The sequence below is a fragment of the Sedimentitalea sediminis genome (assembly GCF_042687825.1).
Lineage (GTDB): Bacteria > Pseudomonadota > Alphaproteobacteria > Rhodobacterales > Rhodobacteraceae > Sedimentitalea.
The window spans coordinates 1-14,482 of sequence record NZ_JBHUQE010000035.1 but is presented as its reverse complement, the minus strand read 5'-3'; the positions used below and the strand labels follow the sequence as shown (position 1 = coordinate 14,482).

Below are 14,482 nucleotides of genomic sequence, written 5' to 3'. Positions count from 1 at the left end.
TCAAAGTTCAATGCCGATTGACAGTCATGAAACGGCGCGACAAATTCACGTTCCTCCTCGCAATAGCTGCATTCACCTGCCGTTTCGTAGGAGCGGATGCGCTCGGCAAGTTCCACATCATCAAAGCAAACATCGCAAACGGTTGCGTCGCCATATGTGCTTGGGGAGAAATTTTCTGGATCAATCCGTGACATGAGGCCGCCCTCTAGAATCTGAAGAGTGTCTTTTGTGCTGGAAGAATTAGTCGATCCGAAGCTTGAATGCGTGTGCCCGCCCGTTTCAATGTACCCTTTGATGAAAAGACTTCGAATTCCTTTGCTCGGGCAAGCTCGGAAATGACGCCAAACAGGTCTTGGTTTGTGGCTGCCGCACGATTTCCAATCTTCTCAAGAAGCGCCTGAATGGACACCGCTTCATCGTCTATGCAAGCATGAATTTCCTTGGGAAGCTCAGCAAGAAGTTCTGCCTCCAAACGCGCGCGATCCTGGTCTGCAAAACTGAAGAGCGCATCCTTAGATTCGATTAGCCTTGTATCAAAGCCCAACGAAAATAAGCTTCCGCGCCCAACATGCCTGAAGCTGTTTTGCGTATCCCAATGGACGCCGAGCATCTTGTCGCGTGCGGCCTGATGACGTGAAAGATGCGCCAGCATCATCCATCTGTTGTCGGTGCGCGACCACAACATGAATGGTGTGAAGAATTCCGCGCCACCGCTCTGCAAACCACTCTGCATAGCAATGATCACATCCAGGGCCGATTTTGGTGCAACCCGTAACCGGATTCCACGTCGCATCAGTCCACTCGATCTCTGATTTTTGTGCCATGCTCGCCTCAGTTTTTGAAACATGATAGCTCATGGGACGGGTTTAAGGAACCGGTGTTTTTGGTTTGTTCACCGCTCAGGTTCCGTAGCAAGCTTGCCGAAGCTACCAGAATTTCAAGATTTTTCTCTCACGCAACCCTGCGGGTCGGGCTGTCGTGAACCGAGCCTGTAGTCTCGGCCATGGGCTTCCATCCCTTGCGCATCTATAGCCAGCCGTGAACGGCTGACATTTCTTCTTTGTTTGGGGGCTTGGCAGCCCCATCCCCCGTCAAGACCAAGCTCTTCGCTATGGCTTCGGGCGAAAGCCACAGAACCGTGGCTCGGCTTCGCCTGCGCCCGCACCACTTCCATGTCTTTCGGTCTGGACGGTCGTCCCCCCGCTCATTGGCGCGGGCCTAGTCCGGTTGCATGCGCAACCGACTATCCGAGAAAGGGGAAGGCAAATGAAACAAGATGTTTATCAAAAAGTGACCAACAAGATCATTGCCGATCTGGAGCAAGGCGAACTGACATGGCTCAAGCCATGGAGCAGCGGAAACCTTGAAGGCAAAATCACCAAGCCGTTGCGGCACAACGGCGTGCCCTACAATGGCATCAATATCCTAATGCTTTGGGGAGCCGCTGTTGAGGCGGGTTATCTCTCGCCTTTCTGGATGACCTTCAAGCAAGCCAAGGAACTTGGCGCGCATGTGAAGAAGGGCGAGCGCGGCAATCTGGTGGTATACGCCAACACAATCACTAGATGCGAAGAGCAGGACGACGGATCAGAGGAAGAGCGGAAAATCCCCTTCATGAAAGGATACAGCGTGTTCAACGTCGAGCAGATCGAAGGCTTGGCCGAGCATTACTACGCGAAGCCCGAGCCGATCATTGATCCCGCAACCCGTATCGATCACGCCGAAGATTTTTTCGAAAACACGGACGCAGATATTCGCCACGGCGGAAACCGCGCATACTACAGCGGCAGGAGCGATCATGTGCAGATGCCACATTTCGAAGCGTTTCGTAATCCCGAGCGCTACTATGCCACACTCGCCCATGAACTGACTCACTGGACGAAGCACAAGAGCCGCCTTGACCGAGAATTCGGACGCAAGAAATGGGGTGATGAAGGCTATGCCCGCGAGGAACTGGTCGCATTATCTTGACAGTCTGCACCATCTGTTTGCTTCTGGACCCAAGGCCATTTGCGCAACGCAGGGGGTGTTCAGGCCAGACGCCGCGCTCCCCATGAAGCTGGCGGTGGCTGGCCTGAACACCCCCGTCGGATGAAGTGCATAGGCATGGGCTACTTGGGCGGGCGGTGGTGTGGAACGTGAGATTAGGCTTCAGGAGACCCGCAACGTAGATGGTCTTGATCGGGACATTCCGACAATCCTTGCCGATGGAGCAATTTATGATCCCCACCTCGACCGGTTTTTCCTGGAACTTCCGTTGAACGGCACGCGGTCTCGGCACTCGCTGCGTGCCGTCGGTTACGACATTGTTGTCTGGCTTCGGTTTCTGGAACAGGCTCGCACGACTTCGGTTTGGTCCGTGTCACATGATGATGTCGTCGCCTTTCACGGCACAAGACGACGCAGGGGTGCTTCTCATCGCATTTCCGCGTCGACCTGGAACCGTTCCGTCGCATCGCTTGACAAGCTCTATCGGTGGGGCGTGGATCGGGAATTGATTGCTGCCAGTCCATTTCGGCACCGGCAAGTCTGGAAGCGTGGGATTGCTGGACGCCGCTCGGCCCAAACAGAACGCAACATGGCCTATGAGCCATCCGCCGCGTCTTCCCATCCTCATTTTGCTTCACTGGAGACCTATCGGCTGTTCAACAGGCTTGGTCTCCGGGGCCTGATGCGAAGGGGACACGAGCGGCCCGGTGCGCGGGACCGCAATGGTACGCGGAATGCGCTATTTGCCGATCTGCTTGTCTCGACTGGGCTACGGCTCGAAGAGGCGGGATCCCTTTTGGCCTGCGAAGTCGATGCCGAGGACATTGGCGAAGGGTCTCCACGACAAATCAGATTCGCTTTGCCGCCACCGGTTTCCAAAGGCAATCGTGGCCGGACGATCCTGATCCCGCGCCGCATCATCGCGCGGCTTCAGGATTACATCGAGATCGAGCGCGCCAGTGCCATTGCCAAGTTCAAGGCGCGATCGGTTTGGACCAGGACCACACGACCGATTTTCGTCGAGCGATCCGAAGGCAATCCGACGATGCTCACGTTGCCAGACGGTTCCAGCGCCCGTATCGACCGGTTCGATCCGGAAGAACGTCAGCGGCTTGTTCTTTGCAAGGCGGGCGTGCCTTACGCGCCGGCCGCGCTGTGGCTGTCAGAGATCGGGCTGCCGGTCCGGTTCAATTCCTGGGAGGCAATCTTTCTGCGCGCAAGCCGGCGCTGTAGCGATATGGGCCTCGATATCCGCCTGTCGCCCCATCAGCTCCGGCATACGTTCGCCGTCCATATGCTGGCCATGCTGATCGAACAACAGATCGGTCATACCGTACATGACGTCAGCGGCATGGAGGCCTACCGCCAGCTTTTGAGCGATCCGCTGCAACAAGTGCAGCGGCTGCTCGGTCATGCGAGCATCACGACGACCTATGTCTATCTCGACCAGATCGCGGCGCAGGCGGATACGGTGGATACCGCCGTGGAAAGGCTTCTTGCACTTGTGAGCGATGGTGACGTTCTATGACCGCCAGACCGCGCAAGGGCCGCGTTGCCGCCTTCTCAGCCGTCGACGGTACCGTCGACGCGCACGACCCCAGCTCGGTGACCGGGCTGCGGTTCAGTATCGTGGCCCGATCGGGCGGGACCGCCCAACTCGATTTCACCGACCTGCGGCCTCGACCGTTGGCGATCGACACCGCCCAGGCCATTCGCAGATTGGGCGAGATCGGCGGTCCGCTTGGTGCGCGTTCGACCATCATGGCCTACGCCAACGCGGTCCGCATTTTCTTCGCCTTCCTGGCGTCGGAAGCGTGCAGTCTGAGAACGAGTCACCAAATCGAAGCCACGCATATCGACGGGTTCGAGGATTGGCTGGATGCCGAAGGCAAGAGCCGGGTCCATGCGTTCACGATCCTGTCGAAGATCGTGGTCGTTTTCCGCGAGATTGACGCAAACCAACCCGACCGGGTGTTGCAAAACCTACGCGACCGACTGCGATATACGAGCGCACGGCCCTTCGAGCGGCCCCGTCCCCGCGATGCCTACAGTCCCTATGTCGCACGGCAATTGCGCGATGCGGCCCGTGCGGACGTCGCCACGATGATGCGGCGGATAGATGGGCGCCCGCCGGAAACGCTGGTTGCGCATGCCGATCCGGTCATCCGGCAGAGGGCCGTTGCCTTGCATGAAGCCGTTGTCAGACGCGGTTTTCTTCCGCGCAATGACAGGGCGACCTCTGCCCTCTACCGCGCGCTCTATTCACGCGGTCTGCCAACGTCATCGCTTCTCGACGGTATCTATGCGCGGTTCTATCTGACGGTTCACGACCTTCCGCCATTGCTGACATTGCTCAGTCTCGATACCGGCCTTGAGATCGAGTGCGTCAAGGCTCTCAAGACCGACTGCCTCAGCAATGCGTTGGCTGGCACTGTCACCCTTAGCTACACCAAGCGTCGCGCACACGGGCTGGTGCAGAAGACGATGCGCGTGCGGGACGGTGGACCGACGACACCCGGTGGTCTGATCCGCGCCATCGTGGAGATGACCCAAACCGCGCGACAGTTCGAGCAGTCCGATGCGCTCTTCGTGTTCTACCATGCCTGCGGTTTCCGTTCGGTCGTTCGGCATCCCAAATTGACGCTGAGCCACTGGATAGCGCGCCACGGCATCGTCGATGACGATGGGCGTCCGCTTGCACTGCTGCTCTCGCGGCTGCGCAAGACGCACAAGGCGCTCTGGTATTTCAAGACCGGCGGCCACATGGCGCGCTTCGCGGTCGGACATTCGGTCGATATCGCCGCCCGACACTATGCTGATATTCCGTCTTTGCGTCCGCTTCACGAGGCAACCGTCGTCGATGCCTTGGAGGACGCTATACGTCCGGCTACGGCGGGGACGGCCGACCCGGTTCCAGCCGTTGACGATCCTCACACGGGCACGCGGCATTGCATCTCGCCGCAAGGGGACGATCACGTCGCGTCGGCAGACATTCAGGATGTCTGGCTTGCGAGCTGTTCGGGTTTCTATGACAGCCCGTTCTCCAGTCCCGGTGCGCCATGCAGCCATCCTTTCTGGGGCTGTCTCGATTGTCGCAACGCAGTCATCTCGGAACGAAAGCTGCCCGCCATCCTGGGGTTTCTGGACTTCATCATTGCCCAGAGGGCTGCGCTTGGCGCGGAAGATTGGGCCGCAAAGTTCGGCCATGTCCACGCGCGGATCACGCGGCAGCTGCTGCCGTCGTTCCCGAAGGAGGTGATCGCGGCGGCACGGACTTCACTCGCAGCCGATCCGCCGCCGACATATCTACCGCCCGAGGCCACGCAATGATTGAGGTGCAGGCGCCATGTCCTGAACCCGGCGGCGAGAATCGATCCGACTGGCCGGTCCTGACGTACGCGCCGCTACGTGCCGGATACGACCGGCGGGCGCTGTCGCGATACGATGACGAGCACTGGGATCTGAGCCCGGCGGTGTTCCGGGAGAATGCGCGGCGATGCCATTGCACCGTCAGGTTCGACACGCTGCCAGACCCGGCGATGGCTGCAGCTATGCGGGCATATCTCCATGCACGCCTTAACATCCGCATTCCAGGCTGGGCACCTCCCCTGCCACCCGCGAGTATCCGGCAGGCTTTCAATCACATACGGCCATTCTTCGAGTTTGTTCATGATGAAGTGGGCGCGGTCGATCTTGCCGGAGTCGATCAGGCTTTGCTGGATCGATACGCAAAATCCGTCATGACCTCGAAGGCACGGCAACCGGCGGTCAACGCCCTGCTGCTCAAGCCGATCTGGCATCTGCATCATTATCGTATGCACCTTCCCGGCGGCGGTCTGCAATTCGAGCCCTGGCCAGGGCGGAGTTCTGCGTCCATCGTGGGGTATTCTTCGAGATCGCAGGAGAACCGGACGGCCCGTATTCCAGAGCCGATCCTGATGCCTCTATTGAACTGGGCGTTCAAATACGTGCAGGTATTCGCGGGCGACATCTTCGCTGCGCGTGCCGAGTTGTCTGCAATAGCGGACCGTGCTGAGCGTCTTGTAAAGACGGATCGGGATCGCCCTCGGAAAGACGCACTTGCTTTGCGCTACGCCCGGATTGAGCGCTGGCTCGCAGCAAGAGCGCAGGAAGGCCGCGGGGTGCCGATCTGGGCGCAGCCGACGAACGGAGCGACGCGCGACAGTGCGGACAGCCCACCGATCAACTGGCATCTGCTGAATCTTGTTGCGGGTGTTGATGTGCGGATGAGCCCCGGAAGCCATCTCAGGATGCGGAAATCTGCGAGGCAGATGGTCGAACGCCACATGGCTGAACACGGGGTCGAACGGGGCGGTTTCGACACGCCCGTCTCTTGCGACCCGGATACCGAACGGCCGTGGCGTTCGGGCTTCGATCATCTGGCGGTGAAGCGCGAAGAGCGTATGTTGCAGGCAGCGGGATACATCCTCTGCGCCTACCTGACCGGCATGCGCGATTGCGAAGTCCAGGCGATGCGCCCCGGCTGTCTGGACATCAAGCGCAGCGAGGACGGGCTAATCAAGCGATACCGGGTGCGCTCGACGGCGTACAAATGGAAGCGCGCGGCGGGGGTTCCGGCAGATTGGATCACGATAGAGCCAGTCGCCGAGGTGATCAGTGTCCTCGAACGGCTCTCGAAGGACGCCTGCGTCGCGCACGGCATCGACACGCTCTGGCCGGTTCTCGACGTGAAGGCTGCGGGCAAGACCCATCTGTCGACGGAGATCGTGCGCTCCCTCAACGCTTTCCGAGACCATATCAATGCCGAATTGGCGAGTAACGATCCGGCCGAGTCGATCCCTACGACGCACAAGGACAAGGTGTTCAAGATCACCACCCGCCAGTTTCGCCGCACTCTCGCGTGGCACATCGCCAACCGGCCCTTTGGCACGATCGCAGGCATGATCCAGTACAAGCACGCCTCGGTCGCCGCCTTCGAAGGATATGCGGGATCGAGCCCGTCCGGATTTATGCGACTGGTCGATCAAGAGCATCGGTACGGCCAACTGGATGACATCCTGGAATATTTCGACGCACACCGGGTCGGTGACACGTTCGGTGGCCCGGCGGCGGCCCGTCTGACGATCTCGTTCGAGGAAACAGTCAACGAACTTGACTCGCTTCCCGCGCGTATCGCCGATCGGGGACGGCTGCGGACGATGCTGGGCGATCTTGCCCGCACGTTTCACATCGGCGTTTTGGCAGATTGTTTCTTTGATCCCACGATGGCCCTTTGTCTCAAGGTGGCCACCGACCAGAGCAAGCCGCAAACTGCGCTCTGCCAGCCGACAAAGTGTCCCAACGCCTGTATCCGAGCCCGGCATCTTCCGGCTTGGAAGAGGGCGGAGGCTGACGCCAAGCTACTTCTGAAAGAGAAGCGATTATCGGGCGCACAGCGATCCGCGTTAAAGGCAGAACGGGAGCGTATTCGCGATGTGATCAAGGAGTTTTCGGGGGCAATGAGAGCTTTCATGTACGTTGGCTAACCGGCGGTTCGCCTGGCCGGTCACGAACTCACGCAGTGCGGAAAAGTGAGCTTTCGCTGCGCATCACATGAACGGCTGCTTCCCTTGCTGCGCTTCAATAGAGCCGCGCTCAGCCTCCCGATTAGCCAAGTTTTACAGCGAAGGCGAGTTGACGTACAATTAGGAGGTATTCACCTTCCGAATAGGCAAGTTCGCGAATGAGACCTTGGTACGTGGCATTGCCGTTTACGATTACCATCGTTGGAGCCTTATCCAGCGCTGCAAGCGCCTGCATTTCTTGTCCCGACAGCCTGGAATTGAACGAGGGTGCGGCAGCCTGCCTATTGTCGAGATTAGATGAATTGGTCGGTCAGGCAGAGCGAACGGACCCGTTGCTGGTCATCCTCGACTGCGGCACCGATGGACAAGACGATGCTTCCGACACCGTAAGGAGCGGATATGCGGGTCGCGCCCTACCCATGATCCCCCTTGCTTCAGACGGGGCNGGACCCGTTGCTGGTCATCCTCGACTGCGGCACCGATGGACAAGACGATGCTTCCGACACCGTAAGGAGCGGATATGCGGGTCGCGCCCTACCCATGATCCCCCTTGCTTCAGACGGGGCGGCCGACGGTAGCGCACAGCAAAAGCCGCCGCCTTATTTTGTTCTTTCGCATATCCAATTGGAATGCATCCGGCGAGAACTAGCACCTAACATCAGCGTGACGACGCGCTATCCGATCTCGCTGGATTTGCGGAGCTGTCAGCCAGCCCCACAGGAAGGCGATGACTGACGACACACCGCCACCATTCTGGCCGAAGAGGTTGGCCGTTTGGCTGGACCTTTTGGTCAAGGTGGGCGCAATCTTTGCGGCCGTGTTCGCGATCGTCCAGTATCTCCAGGCGCGCGAGGATGCCCGTATCGAGAAGACGCTCAGATACGTTTCCGAATTTCGCGACGCCGAGAGCGCGCCGGGTGGAGCAGGTAAGAGCGTGAGCGAAACGCTTTGGCGGAACACAGGGCAAATCGAACAGTTTGAGATCCTGTCAAGCTCGCTACCAGAGGATCGCAGGCAAGACCTGCGGCGCGATTTCATTGCGAAGCTAGTTCATGGCACGGAGGAGAACCCCGGCCTTAGGAGTGACATTATCGAGATCGCGTCGTTCTTTGAAGCGCTAGCGATTTGCGTAGACAACGATCTGTGCGACCGAAACACCGCAGTCAGCTATTTCGGAGAGTATGCAACCGTCTTCTGGCAGAATTTCGACGTCTACCTGAAGGAGCAGAGAGAGGTTGTACCGGACTTCGCGGGCGGCGTTGAGCGTTTCGTGAACCTTGCGGCGGAGAGGCGGCAAACCAGCAGTGGCGGGCCATAGAGATGGGCAGGATGCATTTCGCGGTCTTCGCCCTTGCTCTGGGGCTGTGCTCTAACACATTCGCGCAAGAAGGTCGTGACATAGCGCCGGACCCGGCACCGCCCGGGTCCCCGGGCATCATCTTGCCCGACCGTCCAGCCGACGTCGGCCTCACGCCCGATTATTGTGCACGGGGCTTCGATGAGGCGCTTGCGGATGCTGACTCACCCCTCGCGGAAGGGATTGAGCGAGACGCGCTGTTGATGGTCACTGGTCTAACCTTTCGCATCAACTCGCTGCGGAGTGTCGGATGCGCAGAGGCGGCGGCCAGGCTGGGCCGCTACGCGCTGAAGGTCTTCGACCTAAACGAACATGATACTCTTCTGGGGCACAGGGATCCGCGCTGGCAGAGGGTGGCACTTCCGACCGCGCACGCGATGTCGGAAGCCGGGGAGATCGAAGATGCGGTAGAGTTGTTTCACGAAGTCCTTGACCCCGCTCCGACAGATATTGTGCGAGAAATGCGGCAAGGCATCGGGATTAACCTCGCTATTTCGGTCGGTCCAGCAGAGCATTTCGCCGCGCACCGGGCGCTTGGCTATCTCCAACTCAAAACGGGCGATAGCAAGGCGGCGGCGGCGAGCTTTGCGGCGGCGGAGACCGTGGCGAACAGCGGATCGGCGCAGGATGATCTTCTAGAGGTTGCGATGACGAATGAGCGCTTTGCCGATGTGATCGTGGAAGCGCGCGGACGCATGGGACTGATCGTCGAGGCGTTTGGTAAGGATCACCCCGAATACCCCCGCCTTACGCTCATGATGCTCGATGCGCTACGGTTCGCACGCCGGACCACGGAGGCGGAGCGGCTGGTGGGCGAGAACCTTACCGACTGGCAGACGCGGTACGGGCCGCACGACGCGCGCACGCTTGCGCTTCTGGACGCCCTTGCCGCGTCGCTCGTCCATCACGGCCGCTACGGCGAGGCGGAGCGCGTGCTCACCGGCCTCCTCGCGCTGAGCCGCGATGGTGGGCATCAAGCGGGGAGCGATCATGCCCGGCGCCTCGGGATGATGGGGCAAGTCCACGTCGCTGTTGGCCTGGTCACCGCGGCCGAGCGCAACTACAGAGAGGCGCTGAATCTATACAACGACACACGAGGCGATTTCGGCAATTTTTTGGCCCAATCCCGCGGCGAAGTTGAGGTGCGCGCGCATCTTGCGGAATTGCTAGAAGAAACTGGCCGACCGGCTGAAGCTGCGACGCTGCACTTCGAAAATTTCTTCGCCACCATCCCCGACATCGAGTCTTCTGCGGATGCAATATTCAGTGCTCGTCGCGCACTGCTGGCGAGCGATGACAAGGACACGTTTCTGGGTGACGTGCCAAAGCTCCTGCGCGCGTTGGAGCGAAGCGAAGGGCCGCTTCCGCCTGAGGCACTCAAGGGCCTGTTGGTTTCCGCTGAGGCGTTGCGCAGAAGTGGCGAAATTGAGAAGGCTGCGCGCCACGTCGCTGAAGCAGTAGAGGTTTTTGAAACCAACCAGATCGACACTTTCACCCTTAGCGCCAATGAGCGGCGACAGCGTGATCGTCAGGCACATGAAATCGCGCGTCACTTAGCCGATATTGCTTGGACACCCGCGCGCGAGGTGGATGCGGCCGATCACGGCAGGCTGCGCGACGAGGCGTTTCGCGCGGCTCAACTGAGGGAAACGGCCTCGGGTCAGGCCATATCCACTGCGACGGCCCGCCTGGCTGCGTCGGATGCCGGCCTTTCGCGCATTATTGGCGAGTACGAAAGCGCACTGCGCGACCAACGGGTGTTCGAAGCCCTGCTGGCACGCGTCTCGGCCAAGGCTGCGGCGGGAATCGCGAATGGAAGCATCGCTGTCGCCGTCCTCAGTGAGCGGCGGGCGCGGCTCAACGCGCGAATCATGGAGTTCCGATCGCAGATTGCGACCGACTTCCCGCAGTTTTTCGACCTGATCGCTCCAGCGCCTGTCTCAGTTACCGAGATAATTGGTGCCGCGTCGCCGCTCATCTCCGAGACCGAGGCGCTTGTGCTGTTGATGCCACCGCAGGGCCGAAAGCCGGGCTATGTTTGGGCGATAAGCCGCGAAGGCATCGAATGGGCTAAAATCGACCTAACCGAGTCCGAGATGCAGGAGCGCATTGCGCAATTCCGGACTATGCTAGATCGTCCCGACCGGACGGCCCGTCCTAGCACCCCCTTCGATCGCGACATGGCGCACGAGATCTATCTGCGGCTGTTCGGAGATCCCGGCATCGCCGGGTTCTTGGAATCGAGGCCAGACTGGATCTTGGCACCTCAGGGAATGTTTCTGAGCCTGCCGTTCGCAGCCTTGGTGACCACCCGACCGATAGGCGATGACGGCGACCCGAAGGCGCTACGGGAGACCGCGTGGCTGGGGATCGAGCGGGCCATCGCGGTAGTCCCTTCCGTCGCAACTCTGCGCAATCGCGGCCGGTCGGGCCGCGACGGCGACGTAGCGAACCACCCGCGCTTTTTTGGGCTGGCCGATCCGCTCTTTGCCGGCGCCGCGAACGCATCGGGGCCGTTGCGACCGGCTACCGCCTACTTTGATGGGGCGACCGCGAGTATCGAGGAGGTCCGTCGACTTTCTCAATTGCCGTATTCGCTTCTGGAGCTTGAATTGATGGGCACCGCCCTTGGCGCCGGCGCGGACGACGTTCTTCGTGGGCGGGAGGCGAATGAGCAGCGTCTTGCGGCTCTCTCCGATGCGGGGGTTCTGGCGCAGGCTGGGGTCGTGCTACTTGCGACACACGCGCTGATCGCCGGCGAGTTTGAGGGGCTGACTGAGCCTGCTCTGGCCCTGACCCCGCCGGAGGGTCAGCCGCGCCTTATCGATCCGGAGTTCTTCGGCGACGAGCCGGGCGTTTCGGTCGGTGCAGGTGTGATCGAGGGCGTGCGGATTGACGATGGGCTGCTCACCGCCTCAGAAGCGGCAACCTTAAAACTGAACGCCGACTGGGTTATCCTGTCTGCGTGCAATACTGCGGCGGGCACCACGAATGGAGCGGAGGGATTATCGGGTCTTGCGCGGTCGTTCATGTTTGCAGGTGCACGATCGCTTCTAGTGTCGCATTGGCCGGTTAGGGACGCTGTGGCGGCACACCTCACGACGAATGTGGTGAGTATCAACCTAGATGACCCCGCAAAGGGCCGTGTCCGGTCGCTCCGCGAGGCGATGGAAATCACCCTTCGGGACGAAAGCATCAAAGGCGGAGCAAATCCGTCGGTTTGGGCGTCGTTCCAGATCGTGGGGGTAGACCCGCTGCAGGAGGGTCGCTAGTCTCCGGAACCGCGCCATCTGCTTGTCTGTCAGCGAATAAAACGTTGCTCGTTATCACCTTTCGTCAGTGCTGTGCGTGAAACATGTAGCGCGCGGCAAACCAAGCGGATCAATGGTTCAAGGACCCAGAAGCCGCCATTCTTGCGCCCCGCGGCATCGGTTGGGATAGGCCCGTTCCGGGCCTTAGCCGCAGCTCGCACGAATGCCTGCGGTCACATACAAGGAATATTTCGAGCTTGACTGTCAGGATAAATTGCTGAACTTGGTGCGGCTTTCGTATGTGCCGATCTGGAGCTGACGCCCGAGCCAGGCACCGATCATGCCGCCTATATCCAGAGCTGGTTGAAGGTCCTAAAGGAGGACAAGCGCGCGATCTTCAGCGCCGCCTCCCACGCGCAACGCGCGGCGGATTTCCTGCATGGTTTGCAGCCTTTGACTGAAGATCAACCGGCGCGATCTGTGGCATAGGAAAATTCGCGGCCAAGCCCGAATGGCTTGGCCGCATACGGTCTAGGACAGACCGTTGGGTCGTGCAGCCAGCTCGGCCTCAATGGCCTCCATCGAAGCTAGGGCGTTGCAGCGAGTTACCGATCCGCGTGCCGCCGATGCAAATGCCCGCAAGGCTTGTGCGTGAAGCCCGTGCAACTCTGCTGTGCTGCGCGTCGCCGCTTCAAATCGTGTGACAAGTTTCATCGTATCCTCCTGTTTGTCAGGAGGCCCCGAACCGTTCAGGGCCTTTCAGCCCGTCCCGCATTATCCTCGGCTCATCAAAGGCCACTGGATGGTTGGGGTTCGGATGGAAAACAGAGGGAATCCGCCGAAACGCGCAGATGTGCGCGCTAAGCGCACGTTGAGTTGACGCATGACGCACAAATATGAGACAATGAGGTGTCAGCGAAAGGAGCCATGCCTATGGACAGCATGCAAGAAAACAAGATGGTCAAGCGCCTGAATACGACGCTTCCAGATCCGCTGGCGCTCTATGTCGGTGAAATCACCGGCAAAGGTGCGCTCTATGAAACCCCAAGCGAGTTCATTCGCGATCTGGTACGTCGCCACATGGAAAAGGCGCAAGAACATGAGCGCAGCGATATCACTACCATGCTCGCCCAATCTTTGCGCGAAAACGACTACACCGACTGGACCGGCAACGATCTGGCCGACGCACGTAAAGCGGCGTCTGAATAGGTTTTTATGCCAAGGATCATCCGTAGCGCGCTCTTCAAACGCCAACTTCTCGACATCACGAGCAGCTATCGCGAGCGCGCGGGTTCTCCCGTCGCCCTGAAATTTGTCGATCAGATCGAAGACAGCATCGCATTCATCGCCGCCAAACCGCTGGCATGCGCGGTCTATACTCGCCTTGAAGGCAATGAGTTTCGCAAATGGGGTGTGAAAAACTTTCCGGTTTCATTGTTCTTCCGGTTGGAAGGTGACGAGACAATCGTGCTCGAAGCGCTATATGCCCATCGGATGAACATCGCGGGACGATTCCCCAAAGACATCGAGTAGAAATCTGTGGGCCATAGAAAGCATTCAGGAGCATCGCTGATATGACAGAAAAGCTGTTCATCATCGGCAATGGCTTTGATCTTCATCACGGCATTCCATCAGGCTACGGAGATTTTGGTCGCTACGTCGAACAGAACGACCCCGCCACCTTCCAGTTGATCAATGAATACCTCTTTGTTGACGAAGACTTTTGGTATTGTCTTGAAGAACGCCTTGCCACATTCGACTCTGATAAAATTCTCGATCACGCCGCGAACTTTTTGGTCTCGTATGGTGTTGACGACTGGAGCGACGCCGATCACCACAACTACGAATATGAAATCCAGCAAGTGGCAGGTGGCCTCTCTTGTGACATGCGCGACCGGTTCGCAGACTGGGTCAGATCACTCCCGATCCCCAATGCGAAATTCTCCCCGAAAATTGCCTGCGTATCGCCGGAGGCGCATTTTCTGAATTTCAACTACACACCTACGCTTCAACAAGCCTACAATGTGCCCGACCAGAACGTGCTGCACATCCATGGCAGGGCAAGCGAACCGAATTCGAAACTCGTTCTAGGTCACGGCTGGGAACGAGACGCAGACGAGTCTTTGTCACGATATGTTGACGAGGACACGGATACGCGCGTTGCTGGTGGCTACCATCTGATCGATCAATACTTCGCGGATACATTCAAACCGGCAGGCTCTATCATCGCCCTAAACAAGTCGTTTTTTACCGGTTTGCAGAATGTGAGAGAAATCTGGGTCTTGGGGCATTCCTTGGCCGATGTTGATGCCGCGTAGGCCTTGTTGCACAAATCGGTT

The 14,482-nt window shown here is 59.2% G+C and carries 12 protein-coding genes and 1 pseudogene; 10 read left to right on the top strand and 3 right to left on the bottom strand.

Annotated features, from left to right (window positions below; translation table 11 throughout):
* The 3 genes from ACFMPD_RS16785 to ACFMPD_RS16775 form a co-directional block, all read right to left on the bottom strand.
* Positions 1 to 194 (bottom strand): hypothetical protein (locus ACFMPD_RS16785; RefSeq protein ID WP_380996955.1); only part of this gene is annotated, 194 nt, incomplete at its 3' end.
* A gap of 11 nt (positions 195 to 205) precedes the next feature.
* Positions 206 to 544, bottom strand: a complete 339-nt coding sequence (locus ACFMPD_RS16780; protein ID WP_380996953.1) for a hypothetical protein — start codon at positions 542 to 544, stop codon at positions 206 to 208.
* The gene (locus tag ACFMPD_RS16775; protein ID WP_380996958.1) at positions 534 to 824 is read right to left on the bottom strand and encodes a DUF5131 family protein; all 291 of its coding nucleotides are present in this window, start codon (positions 822 to 824) and stop codon (positions 534 to 536) included. The genes ACFMPD_RS16780 and ACFMPD_RS16775 overlap by 11 nt, the downstream gene beginning before the upstream one ends.
* A 442-nt stretch (positions 825 to 1,266) precedes the next feature.
* On the opposite strand from ACFMPD_RS16775, the gene ACFMPD_RS16770 reads away from it, so the two are divergent.
* The 10 genes and pseudogenes from ACFMPD_RS16770 to ACFMPD_RS16725 all read left to right on the top strand — a co-directional run bounded on the left by ACFMPD_RS16770 (position 1,267) and on the right by ACFMPD_RS16725 (position 14,461).
* Positions 1,267 to 1,971 carry an ArdC family protein gene (locus tag ACFMPD_RS16770; RefSeq protein WP_380996951.1) on the top strand — a complete coding sequence of 235 codons (705 nt, stop codon included), beginning with the start codon at positions 1,267 to 1,269 and terminating at the stop codon, positions 1,969 to 1,971.
* A gap of 160 nt (positions 1,972 to 2,131) precedes the next feature.
* Complete coding sequence (locus ACFMPD_RS16765) at positions 2,132 to 3,517, top strand: tyrosine-type recombinase/integrase (RefSeq protein ID WP_380996948.1); 1,386 nt, start codon at positions 2,132 to 2,134, stop codon at positions 3,515 to 3,517.
* Positions 3,514 to 5,319 carry a hypothetical protein gene (locus ACFMPD_RS16760; protein WP_380996945.1) on the top strand — a complete coding sequence of 602 codons (1,806 nt, stop codon included), beginning with the start codon at positions 3,514 to 3,516 and terminating at the stop codon, positions 5,317 to 5,319. Before ACFMPD_RS16765 ends, ACFMPD_RS16760 begins: the two co-directional genes overlap by 4 nt.
* A complete protein-coding gene (locus ACFMPD_RS16755) occupies positions 5,316 to 7,496 on the top strand; it encodes an integrase (RefSeq protein ID WP_380996943.1) in 2,181 nt (726 codons plus the stop codon). Before ACFMPD_RS16760 ends, ACFMPD_RS16755 begins: the two co-directional genes overlap by 4 nt.
* A 766-nt stretch (positions 7,497 to 8,262) precedes the next feature.
* Entirely contained in the window at positions 8,263 to 8,853 is a 591-nt protein-coding gene (locus ACFMPD_RS16750) for a DUF4760 domain-containing protein (RefSeq protein WP_380996941.1), read from the top strand.
* Positions 8,854 to 8,864: 11 nt separating this feature from the next.
* Positions 8,865 to 12,164 (top strand): CHAT domain-containing protein, encoded by a 3,300-nt coding sequence (locus ACFMPD_RS16745; protein ID WP_380996938.1) that lies wholly within the window; start codon positions 8,865 to 8,867, stop codon positions 12,162 to 12,164.
* 252 nt (positions 12,165 to 12,416) lie between these two features.
* Positions 12,417 to 12,632: pseudogene (locus ACFMPD_RS16740) on the top strand (zincin-like metallopeptidase domain-containing protein); the annotation flags it as partial.
* A 444-nt stretch (positions 12,633 to 13,076) separates the two neighbouring features.
* The gene (locus ACFMPD_RS16735; protein ID WP_380996935.1) at positions 13,077 to 13,352 is read left to right on the top strand and encodes a hypothetical protein; all 276 of its coding nucleotides are present in this window, start codon (positions 13,077 to 13,079) and stop codon (positions 13,350 to 13,352) included.
* A gap of 6 nt (positions 13,353 to 13,358) precedes the next feature.
* On the top strand, positions 13,359 to 13,676 hold the full coding sequence (locus tag ACFMPD_RS16730) for a type II toxin-antitoxin system RelE/ParE family toxin (protein ID WP_380996932.1): 318 nt from the start codon (positions 13,359 to 13,361) through the stop codon (positions 13,674 to 13,676).
* 41 nt (positions 13,677 to 13,717) lie between these two features.
* Positions 13,718 to 14,461 (top strand): bacteriophage abortive infection AbiH family protein, encoded by a 744-nt coding sequence (locus tag ACFMPD_RS16725; protein WP_380996929.1) that lies wholly within the window; start codon positions 13,718 to 13,720, stop codon positions 14,459 to 14,461.
* The last annotated feature ends 21 nt before the right edge of the window (positions 14,462 to 14,482 follow it).

What these genes read in the sequence shown, in the direction of transcription:
- ACFMPD_RS16775 (WP_380996958.1), bottom strand. Translation starts at nt 824, where the DNA reads ATGGCACAAAAATCAGAGATCGAGTGGACTGATGCGACGTGGAATCCG.
- ACFMPD_RS16770 (WP_380996951.1), top strand. Translation starts at nt 1,267, where the DNA reads ATGAAACAAGATGTTTATCAAAAAGTGACCAACAAGATCATTGCCGAT.
- ACFMPD_RS16760 (WP_380996945.1), top strand. Translation starts at nt 3,514, where the DNA reads ATGACCGCCAGACCGCGCAAGGGCCGCGTTGCCGCCTTCTCAGCCGTC.
- ACFMPD_RS16755 (WP_380996943.1), top strand. Translation starts at nt 5,316, where the DNA reads ATGATTGAGGTGCAGGCGCCATGTCCTGAACCCGGCGGCGAGAATCGA.
- ACFMPD_RS16750 (WP_380996941.1), top strand. Translation starts at nt 8,263, where the DNA reads ATGACTGACGACACACCGCCACCATTCTGGCCGAAGAGGTTGGCCGTT.
- ACFMPD_RS16745 (WP_380996938.1), top strand. Translation starts at nt 8,865, where the DNA reads ATGCATTTCGCGGTCTTCGCCCTTGCTCTGGGGCTGTGCTCTAACACA.
- ACFMPD_RS16735 (WP_380996935.1), top strand. Translation starts at nt 13,077, where the DNA reads ATGGACAGCATGCAAGAAAACAAGATGGTCAAGCGCCTGAATACGACG.
- ACFMPD_RS16730 (WP_380996932.1), top strand. Translation starts at nt 13,359, where the DNA reads ATGCCAAGGATCATCCGTAGCGCGCTCTTCAAACGCCAACTTCTCGAC.
- ACFMPD_RS16725 (WP_380996929.1), top strand. Translation starts at nt 13,718, where the DNA reads ATGACAGAAAAGCTGTTCATCATCGGCAATGGCTTTGATCTTCATCAC.